The sequence below is a fragment of the Paenibacillus sp. B1-35 genome (assembly GCF_050474385.1).
GTDB classification, from domain to species: Bacteria; Bacillota; Bacilli; order Paenibacillales; family Paenibacillaceae; genus Paenibacillus_B; species Paenibacillus_B alvei.
The window spans coordinates 195,998-207,608 of the sequence record NZ_JBCHVJ010000005.1 but is presented as its reverse complement, the minus strand read 5'-3'; the positions used below and the strand labels follow the sequence as shown (position 1 = coordinate 207,608).

General features: G+C 48.3%; 10 protein-coding genes. 8 read left to right on the top strand and 2 right to left on the bottom strand.

The window, feature by feature from the left end; all coding sequences use genetic code 11:
• Positions 1-148: 148 nt before the first annotated feature.
• Positions 149-1,105, bottom strand: coding sequence for an AraC family transcriptional regulator (locus ACQ5BJ_RS17630; protein WP_268599076.1), 957 nt, complete (start codon positions 1,103-1,105; stop codon positions 149-151).
• Between the two features lie 538 nt (positions 1,106-1,643).
• Here ACQ5BJ_RS17630 and ACQ5BJ_RS17625 point away from each other — a divergent pair.
• Positions 1,644-2,324 (top strand): TorD/DmsD family molecular chaperone, encoded by a 681-nt coding sequence (locus ACQ5BJ_RS17625; protein WP_430111738.1) that lies wholly within the window; start codon positions 1,644-1,646, stop codon positions 2,322-2,324.
• 99 nt (positions 2,325-2,423) lie between these two features.
• On the opposite strand, the gene ACQ5BJ_RS17620 is transcribed toward ACQ5BJ_RS17625, so the two are convergent.
• Entirely contained in the window at positions 2,424-3,008 is a 585-nt protein-coding gene (locus tag ACQ5BJ_RS17620; protein ID WP_005544905.1) for a TetR/AcrR family transcriptional regulator, read from the bottom strand.
• Positions 3,009-3,267: 259 nt separating this feature from the next.
• Here ACQ5BJ_RS17620 and cls point away from each other — a divergent pair, with 259 nt between their 5' ends.
• From cls to sdaAA, 7 genes are all read left to right on the top strand, one after another.
• Positions 3,268-4,779 carry a cardiolipin synthase gene (gene cls / locus ACQ5BJ_RS17615; RefSeq protein ID WP_268599077.1) on the top strand — a complete coding sequence of 504 codons (1,512 nt, stop codon included), beginning with the start codon at positions 3,268-3,270 and terminating at the stop codon, positions 4,777-4,779.
• Between the two features lie 122 nt (positions 4,780-4,901).
• Entirely contained in the window at positions 4,902-5,756 is an 855-nt protein-coding gene (locus ACQ5BJ_RS17610; RefSeq protein WP_171416117.1) for an ABC transporter ATP-binding protein, read from the top strand.
• A 158-nt stretch (positions 5,757-5,914) separates the two neighbouring features.
• Positions 5,915-7,132: an MFS transporter gene (locus ACQ5BJ_RS17605; RefSeq protein WP_430111735.1), complete on the top strand. Its 1,218-nt coding sequence runs from the start codon at positions 5,915-5,917 to the stop codon at positions 7,130-7,132.
• 158 nt (positions 7,133-7,290) lie between these two features.
• Positions 7,291-8,499, top strand: a complete 1,209-nt coding sequence (locus ACQ5BJ_RS17600; protein WP_268599079.1) for an ornithine--oxo-acid transaminase — start codon at positions 7,291-7,293, stop codon at positions 8,497-8,499.
• A 166-nt stretch (positions 8,500-8,665) separates the two neighbouring features.
• Positions 8,666-9,601, top strand: coding sequence for an arginase (rocF, locus tag ACQ5BJ_RS17595; protein ID WP_367667193.1), 936 nt, complete (start codon positions 8,666-8,668; stop codon positions 9,599-9,601).
• 415 nt (positions 9,602-10,016) lie between these two features.
• A complete protein-coding gene (gene sdaAB, locus ACQ5BJ_RS17590) occupies positions 10,017-10,679 on the top strand; it encodes an L-serine ammonia-lyase, iron-sulfur-dependent subunit beta (RefSeq protein WP_005544894.1) in 663 nt (220 codons plus the stop codon).
• Positions 10,680-10,707: 28 nt separating this feature from the next.
• Positions 10,708-11,586: an L-serine ammonia-lyase, iron-sulfur-dependent, subunit alpha gene (sdaAA, locus tag ACQ5BJ_RS17585; protein WP_430111732.1), complete on the top strand. Its 879-nt coding sequence runs from the start codon at positions 10,708-10,710 to the stop codon at positions 11,584-11,586.
• Positions 11,587-11,611: the final 25 nt, after the last annotated feature.

The following is an 11,611-nucleotide window of genomic DNA, read 5'->3' as shown; positions in this document are numbered from 1 at the left end:
CCGGCTCCATATCGCTGCAAAAAAGACAGTAACATGCCGGATAGAGAGGTGTTCTCTCACTTTCACCATGTATTGCCCTCATTGTAGGAAATGAAGGGAAGGCTGTATTTGGACTAGTCGGCTTTGTTTTTGTACAAAAAGGACATCTTTATGAAATAGGAGGATGACTTGGATCAACGTTTGAACGCGGACGATGGAGTTCATCACGACGGAAGCGCGCTGGCGATACACCGAGATGGCGAGTGAACACTCTTGTAAAATAATGCACAGACTCAAAACCACACTGCCCGGCAATATGTTTAATGGCTGCATCGCTGCCGAGCAGCAGTTCCTTTGCTAATTGGATGCGGCGCTCTTGTATATATTGAACGAATGTCTGGCCGCAATGCTGCATGAACAGCCGGGTCAGATGCCTGGGGGAGATGTGCAAATGCTGTGCGACAATGTCAAGCGACAGCGGTTCGCTAAGGTTATCCTCCAAGTACAGACTGGCCCTGCGGAACAGATCATTGTGACCGACAGGAGGGTTCTTGGTTGCTTCGGACGCTGACGGGAGCTGGTCTGGATTTGGCGTGAACAGTGGCAGCATCGAGTACAGCAGTGTACCTGCCGCAGCTTGCAGTACCGCTGGGGGATATGCAGCTTGTCCTTGCCCATTCCCATGGTCGAACATGTACAGCAAAGCGCTCCACAGCGCTGCCATTGTAGATTCCGCAGCTTCAGAAATAACCGGGACTGCCTCCTGTGCCAGTACTTGATAGGCGTGAACGTATGCATCGGTCGATTCGGATTCTAAAATGTCGAAGGCAACGAAGCAGAGGGCAAGACCTTCGTCGCTGCGAATCTGATGCCAGATTCCTGGGCGAGAGCAGAATGCTGAACCTGCTGCTAGCGAGTAATGCTTGCCGTCATCGATATATTCGCCAATACCCTCCATGACGTAACACACCTCAAAGAAAGAATGCCGGTGCATCGCGTTATGGTAATGGTGAGGCATGAAGCCCCAGTAATGGACACGATAGCGCACTGGACCGCAGTCAATCTGTGAGGCGTATATATTGAGCGAATGATTTGCTTTTTTGTATGCCGTAGGATTATTAATCATTATGTGTACTCCTTGTGTACCATTCGTATGTAGGCCAACCTGTATATGGTTAAATTGATCCTCATTTTGGGCTTTGTATTTTCCAGCTGCGTATTCAGGCTATGTGCTTCTCTTTCGATATCGAACCCCAGCAGGAAGATGAGTAAAACATAGGAAGGATGTGACAATACGAGCGATAATGAAGCCCTTTTCTAGATGCCTATAATGCTTTTTTATCGAATATCCTCTTTATGTTCTTTGTCATTTTCATCACAATTTGATTGTAAAGTCAGGCAACAATTGGAGCTGTCTCTTTACTAGCGCCTTTGTTAGAATAAAATTTACCAGTATTTTAGTGTTTAAATAAATGGTGTTACGAATACGGTATGTATGCAGTTGAATCGTATCAATTTGCCGGGCAATTGAGTTCGAATTCACATAAGTGTCACATATAGCGCTTTCATCCCTATGTTGTTCACAATTCGTCACAGCAATTGATCGTCCGGTTATGGGACAATATGGATGAAGGCTGGAAATCAACATATGGAGGGGACGGACGATGTTGTTAACGGCAGAACAGCTGGAACAGTGGAGTGGTGATACCGTGGAACGAATGGAGACACGCAAGACGGCTTATCAATTGCTGGCTGATTTCCTGGGCGAGGTTCCAACACTAGATGTCATTATGGCATGGCGGAACGGACAGAAGCTCAAGGTGCTGTCATCCGCTTCCGAAGGAGCCCAAAAGCTGTGCAGTTTGCTCAAGAACATGTCGATTAACGAAATGTACGCCGTATACTCATCGCTGCGAGATGAATATTTGCGCTTGTTTGGCTCTTCAGGCCAGCTGCCTGTAGCGCCTTGCGAGACGATGTATCGTGCGAGCGAGCAAATGCTGCCAAGGTCTTACGCTCATGATGTGCGGCAAATGTATGCTGAATTCAGCTTATATTTCAAAAAGATGAACGGAGAGCCTGACGACCATATTGCGATCGAATTGGAATTCATGGCTGTTCTTATCGAGAAGATGATGAACAATGTAGCCTCGAAGGAGCGTTACGAGCGCTATATGAATGGCCAGCGCACATTTGTGCTGGACCATCTGAAGAACTGGGCGCCACGCTTTGCAGAGGACTTAGCACAGCATGCCGAACATCCAATCTATAAGGCAATTGGACTGCTGCTAAGCGAGTTCATCGCCAAAGAAGCCGCATGGGCAGAACAGATGGAGATTGCATAATTGTACATTCTGTACTCGAACCGGTGCAGTAAAATAGAACGAAAACGCGATGCAATGTACATGACAAGGGACCTTTCTATACAAAGGTCCCTTTCTTCTCTATATGGGCCTACATGTAATGCCCCGCCAATAAATCGTCCACGCGGCCTCCAAATTACTTTCAAACCGATCAATTCCGCCATACAGCAACTGTACGAAAAGCCCGTCCAATATGGAAATGAACGCCTTGGCCGCCTGTTCAGGATGTACGCCGCAAATTTCTTGCGAGCGAAGCGCTTGTGCCATACGGGGGACGAGTCCTTTTTCCAGCTTCTCGACAAAGGCATGCATGCGTTCAAGAACAGGCTCTCGAAGCGATGGCGGCGGGAAAAAGGCGACTCGAAGCATGAACTTGAGTACATCATACTGGTTATAGCGATGACGGTATGATTTGAGCAGCAGCTTCAATTGGTCATACAACGGCAGTTGCTCGTGCTTATGGAAGAAGTCTGTAATCCAGTTCAGCTCGTCGACAAATACAGATTGCAGAACGTGCAGGAACAGATCCTCCTTGCTCTTATAATGCGCATAGATGGATGGTTTCTTAATGCCGACTTCCTCAGCAATATGGGACATGGACGTTCCGGCATAGCCATATTTGGCAAAATGGGATAGAGCGATAAGTTGAATGCGGTTGGCAGTCAAAGGGAAACCCTCCATTCTTCGCTGTTCCATAACTACCTATCGTTCGTTCGACAAATTATGTCACAGGGTTGAAATCGTTGTCAATGACATATTTGAATAGGGGGATTTCGGGTATAGTATTTCAATATGGATCGTTCTTCCTATCGAACAAATTGCATAAAAAAGCTTACAGATGATACATACGGTCGGCAAGTACGTAGTGAATATATAGAAACGAAGTGTGAAGATACAGAAATATAGAAAATGGGGGAAAGTGCGGATGAGGAGAGCGCTGCAGGTTGGGTTATTTATTATCTTATTGATGACGCTTGGGCTGTATGTGAACGATACGTTCGGTCATACCATTGCGACATCGCTAAGCATTATGACGACATTCGCGGTCATTACGCTTGCCGTCATTATTTTTATGGAGAATCGGCATCCTTCCAGTACGGTTGCCTGGATACTCGTGCTGGCACTCGTTCCAGTTGTCGGATTTATTTTTTATATGCTATTCGGCCAAAACTATCGCAAACGCCGCCGCTATGCCCGCAAGGCTGTTCAAGACCGACAGGCGTATGCATTCATTGATAATGAATCGCTGACACGCAGGGAGCAGGTCTTTTCCACCTTTAATCCTGATGAACGCCAGCTGCTGCGGCTGACGAGCCGTCTGAGCAAGAGCCCAATCTCATTCGGCACCGATACGCGGATTTTGAATAACGGAGAAGAGACATTCTCTGCACTGCTTACGGAATTGAATAAAGCAAGACATCATATTCATATGGAATATTACATATACCGGGATGACGAGATTGGAAGAACGATTAAGCGGGTCTTGATTGACAAGGCGGCTGCGGGAGTCAAGGTGCGCTTCATGGTAGATGCAGTTGGAAGTATGCATCTGCCGAAGATGTTTCTGGCTGATTTGCGCAGCGCAGGGGTTGAAGTCGCTGTATTCGGCGGTGTGAAATTTCCATTGTTCTCGAATCGAGTGAATTATCGGAACCACCGCAAAATCGTAGTTGTTGATGGCAATGTAGCTTTCATTGGCGGTCTGAATGTAGGAGATGAGTATTTAAGCCGCAGCAAGACCTATGGCTTCTGGCGCGATACCCATATGATTGTACGGGGAGAAGCCGTCAAGACACTTCAGATCATATTTCTGCAGGATTGGGCACATACGACAGGGCGCAAGCTGTATGATCCGGAATATTTGATGCCGAAGCCAACTGAGTCAGCCTCAGGAGCTGTGCAGATGATTGCAAGCGGCCCGGATCAAGAATTCAAGACGATGAAGAATGTATTCTTTTCCATGGTGACCTCGGCGAAAAAATCAATTTGGATCGCGACGCCTTACTTTATCCCGGATGAGGATATTTTTACAGCGCTCCGTGTTGCAGCGTTGTCTGGCGTCGACGTTAAGCTCCTGTTCCCGGCAAAGCCGGATAAGTGGCTGCCATTTCTTGCGTCGCATTCCTACTTCCCTGGACTTATGGAAGCGGGAGTACGCATTTACGAGTATGAAAAGGGATTTCTTCATTCGAAGCTTATTATTGTAGATGGAAAGATGGCAACGATCGGAACTGCAAATATGGATATGCGCAGCTTTCATTTGAACTTTGAGGTCAATGCACTGCTGCTGCGTACAGAGAGTGTTCATCAACTCGTAGAGGAGTTCGAGCTGGATCTTCAGTCCGCTGCTCCTATCGTGGAGGAACAGTTCGCTCGCAAAAAAGTGTTAACACGCTTCCTTGAGTCAGCAGCACGCTTATTTTCACCGCTACTGTAAGCCATATTGGCTTTACAGTAGCGGATGGAATAGATTGACTCTATGTCTGGTTTGTGGCATGATTAGGGAGAACTCCTTTTGAGAACGATTTTCATTATCCATGGAATGCAGGAGGAACGATCATGTCTGTATTGAACACACGATCTCTTACGTTATCGTATGGGGAAACCTCTATAATAGAAGATTTAACGGTTAGTATACCTGAAGGAAAGATTACGGTGCTGATTGGCAGCAACGGATGCGGCAAGTCGACACTGCTCCGCTCGCTCGCCCGTTTGCTGAAGCCGAATCGTGGAACAGTCCTGCTGGATGGCAAGGATATTCATCGTACCGGAACGAGGGAAGTTGCGCGTAAGATGGCGATCTTGCCCCAAGGACCATCAGCTCCGGAAGGCCTGACAGTGCATCAGCTTGTGAAGCAGGGACGTTATCCGTATCAGACGTGGCTGAAGCAGTGGTCAGAAGAGGATGAACGGCTTGTGCGCCATGCATTGAAGGTGACAGGTCTTGAGAATTTGGCTGATCGGCCAGTAGATGCCTTGTCTGGCGGTCAGCGACAACGAGCTTGGATCGCAATGACGCTTGCGCAAAATACGGACATTGTCCTGTTGGATGAACCGACGACGTATTTGGACTTGAGTCATCAAATTGAGATACTCGACTTGCTGTACGATTTGAATCGGAATGAAGGCCGTACCATCGTGATGGTTCTTCATGACTTGAATCTCGCATGCCGTTATGCTGATCATATTATAGCGGTGCGCAATAAGGGGATCCATTCGCAAGGGGCTCCGGAAGATGTGCTTACGGTTGACATGGTAAGAGACGTATTCTGTATGGAATGTATCGTGTGCGATGACCCGCTGTTTGGAACGCCAATGTGCGTGCCGCGCGGCAAGGGGCGCGTTTGTGGTGAACGGTGCGAGCGCAAGGATGAATGTGTAGCGAACACACTGCTGCAATCGAATGCTGTGTAAAGAAGCTAATATAACCCACTATGAAGTGAACGGGAATCATAATAGGAGCTGTTTGGCTTTGCCAAGCAGCTTTTTTTGCCCGCTTATTCCCCCTTCATTTTCCAATTTCTATATTTACTCTACCAATTATGACATATGGTTATCGGAGGGAATCTCTTTTGTGGAGCAATCGTAACGTATGGATCGTGCTCTGCGGCGAATTTGTTGCTGGGCTTGGACTTTGGACATCCATTATCGCGAATCTGGAATTTATGCAGCATCATGTGCCGTCAGATTTCATGAAGTCTTTGATCTTATTTACAGGTCTGCTGGCAGGTGTGCTTATCGGCCCCTATGCAGGCAAGGTAATTGATTCACATCGGAAAAAGAATGTCCTCATATGGGCGGGTATTGGACGGATGGTGAGTGTATGCTTTATGTTTCTCGCCATTGCGCAAAGCTCGGTATGGTGGATGATTTTATTTGCGATTTGCTTGCAAATATCGGCTGCTTTTTACTTCCCGGCCCTGCAGTCGGTCATCCCGTTAATCGTACAGGACAAAGATCTGATCGCATTGAACGGGATTCATATGAACGCCTCTACAATTGCCCGCATCATCGGAACGGTTGCAGCTGGCATGATGCTGTCTGTTATGAGCTTGTCTGCCTTATATACCGCTTCATTGGTTGCTTATGGACTTCTCCTTGTCTCCACTTACTTCCTCGATATCGATGAAGGGGGAGAACAGAAACGCAATCTAAATCGCAAGGAGAAGCAAGGCGGTGGGTTCAAGGAGATTGTTCCTATGCTGAAGGGGATGCCGGTTGCCCTTACGGCGCTAGGCTTGTCTATTATTCCGGGGTTCTTCATTGGAAGCTTCAACTTGATGGTCATCAATATTAGTGAAATGCATCAAGATTCGCAAATTAAGGGCTGGCTCTATGCCGCAGAAGGCATTGCCTTTATATTGGCCGCATTCTTCGTGAAGCGCATTTCCGGGCAGCGTGATTTGCTCAAGCAATTATTTACCCTCTCATTCATTATCGCAGGCGCACAAGCGCTGTTGTTCTTTGCTCATGTGAAGTGGATGACGATTGTGGCGTTTGCTCTATTTGGTTTGGCTGCAGGATTCTTCTTCCCGCTGCTGTCAACCTATTTCCAAAAGTCGATTCCGAAGGAACTGCACGGTCGATTTTTCTCATTCCGCACAATGCTGGACAGAGTCCTGTTCCAAGTTGTGCTTCTCGCTGCAGGGTTTAGTTTAGATACAATCGGCTTGCCTTACATGGTGCTTATATTCAGCGGGCTGTCGCTATTTATTCTTTTCTATGGCGTGTTTCATTCATTTGACTCGGCAGCCAAGCACAAGCAAGACACTGAGACGTTGGCATCGTGATAAATTATCGTAAATAAGTCTTATGCAGAAGGGTTCCCAGCTGTTCCGGTAGAAGGAATATCATGGGAATTTTTTCTGCTAAAGAAAAGGAGAGTGTACACCCCTTGTGGAATAGGATGTAGGGAAGTAACGTAATTGAGGACAGAGGAGGACGGAACATGAAACGGTCAGAGGAAATTATTCAGACAGCGGAACGATTCGGAGCGAGGAACTATCATCCGCTTCCTGTCGTCATTTCGAAGGCGGAGGGAGTATGGGTTGAGGATCCGGAGGGGCGCCGCTATATGGATATGTTAAGCGCTTACTCGGCCTTGAACCATGGACATCGCCACCCGAAGCTGATAGAAGCACTTGTGGATCAAGCCAATCAATTGACGCTCTGCTCGCGTGCCTTTCACAGCGAGCCGTTGTCACGATTAAGCGAGCAGCTTGCTGCATATACGGGCAAGTCCAAGATACTGCCGATGAACACAGGGGCAGAGGCTGTTGAAACTGCTCTTAAGGCAGCTCGGCGCTGGGCGTATAGACAAAAGGGCGTACCGCATGATCAAGCGAATATTATCGTATGTGAAGGCAACTTCCATGGTCGAACGATTACAGTCACTTCGTTCTCCTCTAGTGAAGAATACAAAGACGACTTCGGACCATTCACACCAGGCTTCACGATTATCCCATACGGCGATGCCGAAGCGTTGGAGGGTGCCATAACAGCCAATACGGCTGCATTCCTTGTGGAACCGATTCAGGGGGAGAATGGAATTGTCATGCCGCCCGTGGGCTATTTGCGCAAAGTCCGTGAAATTTGTACTCGCCATAATGTGCTGTTCATTGCAGATGAGATTCAAACCGGATTCGGCCGCACGGGAAGACGGTTCGCTTGCGATTGGGAGCAGGTAGTGCCGGATATGTACATTATGGGCAAAGCGCTTGGCGGCGGAGTGCTTCCGATATCGGCTGTCGCGGCAGATGAACCGATTTTATCTGTGTTCGAGCCCGGTTCGCACGGCTCCACCTTCGGCGGCAATCCACTTGCCTGCGCGGTTGCTTCTGCTGCACTTACCGTGCTTGAAGAGGAGGAAATGGCAGAGCGAGCTGATCGGATGGGAGCTTACTTCCAGAAGAAGCTGACTGGTATCTCCAGTTCAATCGTGAAGGAGATCCGCGGCCGTGGCTTGCTCATTGGGATGGAGCTGACAGAGGACGCTCGCTTGTATTGTGAAGCCCTCATGCGCCTAGGACTGCTATGTAAGGAAACTCACGGAACAGTAATTCGTTTCGCTCCACCGTTAGTTATTACGGAGGAGCAGTTGGATTGGGCGATTGAACGAATCCGCAGCGTGTTGACTGTTAGAGCGACAACTACGTGACATTTTACAGATGAGGTATTTGAAAGCCGGATATATAAGCGTAATGTAGAGATGTAGTCACCCCTATAAATTTAAAAATTGAAGGCAATCGACTAGGGTATACAGCAGCATAGATAGAGGAGCAGGTGAATTTGTCGGAATTGTCATATCGAAGGGAGCGATCAGTATGACATCACAAGAGAGACAGATGAATGTACCATTATCTATTATTCAAGTACCATTTGGTCTAGGAGCTGGAAGACGAGGCGCGGAGCGTGGCCCTGAATGCCTGATGCAGTCTGGGCTTGTTCGGCATCTTAATCAATTAGGACTTGCAGTAGACGAGGAGCGGGAAGTGAACTGTATAGCTGCTGCCAAAGCAGAGGCGCCAGCGTTGTCCGTCACTGCAGGGAAGGCGAAGTATGTGCCAGAGGTCATTGCCATGAGTGACGCTCTTGCTGAGCAGGTTCAGGCAGTTGTAGAATCAGGGCGCTTTCCGCTTGTGTTGGGCGGGGATCATGCAATTGCGATTGGAACTTTAGGGGGACTTACACAGCAATATCACAAGCTTGGCGTGATCTGGTTCGACGCACACGCTGATTTGAACACGGAAGATACAAGTCCGTCAGGAAATGTGCACGGAATGTCATTAGCTGTTGCTTTAGGCCGTGGAAGCTTGACCGAAGGCCAATGGAAATGGCCGGGCAATCATTTAGATCCGAAAAATGTTGTGCTAGTAGGCTCTCGCGATTTAGATCCTGGAGAGCGTTCTTATATTCGTGAGCAGGGGATCGCCTGTTTCACAATGCACGATATCGATCGCTATGGGATGCTTCATGTGATGCAGGAGGCTATCCGAATAGCAAGCGACGGCACAGATGGTGTTCATTTAAGTTTTGACGTAGACAGTCTTGATCCGATTGAGGCGCCTGGTACAGGTACGCCTGTGCGAGGCGGAGTCAGCTATCGGGAAGCCCATCTTGCGTTAGAGTTGCTTCATGAATCCGGCATCGTAACATCTGCAGAGTTCGTGGAGGTGAATCCTTCGCTGGATACGGATAACCGCACGGCAAGACTTGCACTCGATCTGATCGGAACATTGCTCGGGGATCGTATCCTATAGTTTCAGCTCAATGGATTCAAAAGCATTTTGAAGCTCCATTTTGCTTATATTCAATCATCGTAAGAAGATTTGAATGAATAATGAATAGTAGCTTACATCATATTACAGGAAAATAATATTGCTGCAGGGTTGTCATCCTGCTCAAGCCCTGCTAGGATGGGATTGCACAAAAACGTGTTGGACGACTTTAGCCGTAGAGAAAGCGATTGCGATTGCGTACAATATAAAAGTATAATCGAATCCTGACACGAATAGATACGACAGTTATCGAAGCGCATAGCAGCCGGGTGGGAAGTATCAGAGAACTTACCAAAAGTCTCCGAACCTGCTGCTCATGCGCTGAGAGTATGTACAGATATATCGTGACCAAGCGTGTGCACAATGAGAAGGGGATGTCGACAAAGGGGGAAGCGCGATGAAATATCGCAGTGTTTTTGACATTATTGGTCCAATCATGGTGGGGCCATCCAGCTCGCATACAGCGGGAGCGGCGAAGATTGGACGATTGGCCCGCAGTATTTTCGGCAGACCGCCGAAGCGGGTTCACATTTCCCTATACGGTTCATTCGCTGAAACTTATCGGGGGCATGCAACAGATGTAGCGATTGTTGCTGGTGTACTCGATTATGATACGAATGATGCAAGACTGCCGGATTCGTTGAAATATGCGGAAGAAGCAAGCATAGAAGTCATCATTACACCAGAAGATGCCGTGCCGGAGCACCCGAATACCGCTAAAATTCGGATGTCTGATGAGCACGATGAGATGGAGGTAGTCGGCATCTCGATTGGCGGTGGGAAGGTAGAAATTACGGAGCTGGACGGTTTCAAATTGAAGCTGTCGGGCCAGTGTCCTGCGATTCTCGTCATGAACCATGATCGGTATGGAGTCATTGCAGGTGTCACTAATATTTTGAGCGGGGAGCAGGTCAATATCGGGCATATGGAAGTAAGCCGCAAGGAGAAGGGCAAGATGGCGCTCATGGTCATAGAGACAGATGAGGCGATTGCAGAATCTATCCTGCAGCAGATTCGAGAACTTCCTGGAGTAAATCGTGTGCTTCGAATGGAAGACTAAAGCTTATCGTAAGGAAGGAGGGTAAATTATGTTTCGCAATGTGGCGGAATTAATCGCAATAACTGAAGAACGGCAGTGCAAAATCGCCGATGTGATGATTGAGCAGGAAATGGAAGTGCGCCAATGCTCGCGCGAAAAGGTGATTGAGCAAATGATGCGCAACTTGGATGTGATGGAGCAGGCTGTAGAGCGTGGTCTCGCTGGTGTTCGTTCCCATTCCGGGCTTACGGGTGGAGATGCAGTGAAGCTGCAGCAGTATATCCAATCCGGCAAGTCTCTCTGTGGAGATACATTACTGGATGCTGTTAGTAAAGCAGTGGCAACGAATGAAGTTAATGCCGCGATGGGGCTTATTTGTGCAACACCGACTGCAGGTTCAGCGGGGGTTGTTCCAGGGACGTTATTTGCCTTAAAGGATAAGCTCAATCCTTCTCGTGAACAGATGGTAGAATACTTGTTCACATCTGGTGCATTCGGTCTCGTTGTCGCGAACAATGCATCGATCAGCGGTGCGGCAGGCGGCTGTCAGGCTGAGGTTGGTTCTGCAGCTGGCATGGCTGCGGCGGCGATTGCCGAACTGGCCGGAGGAACTCCTAACCAATCGGCGCATGCGATGGCAATCGCGCTGAAGAATATGCTCGGGCTTGTCTGCGATCCAGTAGCCGGGCTTGTAGAAGTGCCATGCGTAAAGCGCAATGCTATGGGAGCTGCGATCGCGATGGTTGCAGCAGATATGGCGTTGGCGGGGGTTGAAAGTGTAATCCCTTGCGATGAGGTCATCGAAGCGATGTTCCGCATTGGGCAGACGATGCCGTCCACGATGAGGGAAACAGCACGCGGAGGACTGGCTGTTACCCCTACAGGAGAACGATTGAAGCGACAGATTTTTGGCGAAGAGTCTAAATAAGCAAGCATAAATGATAGACACAGTA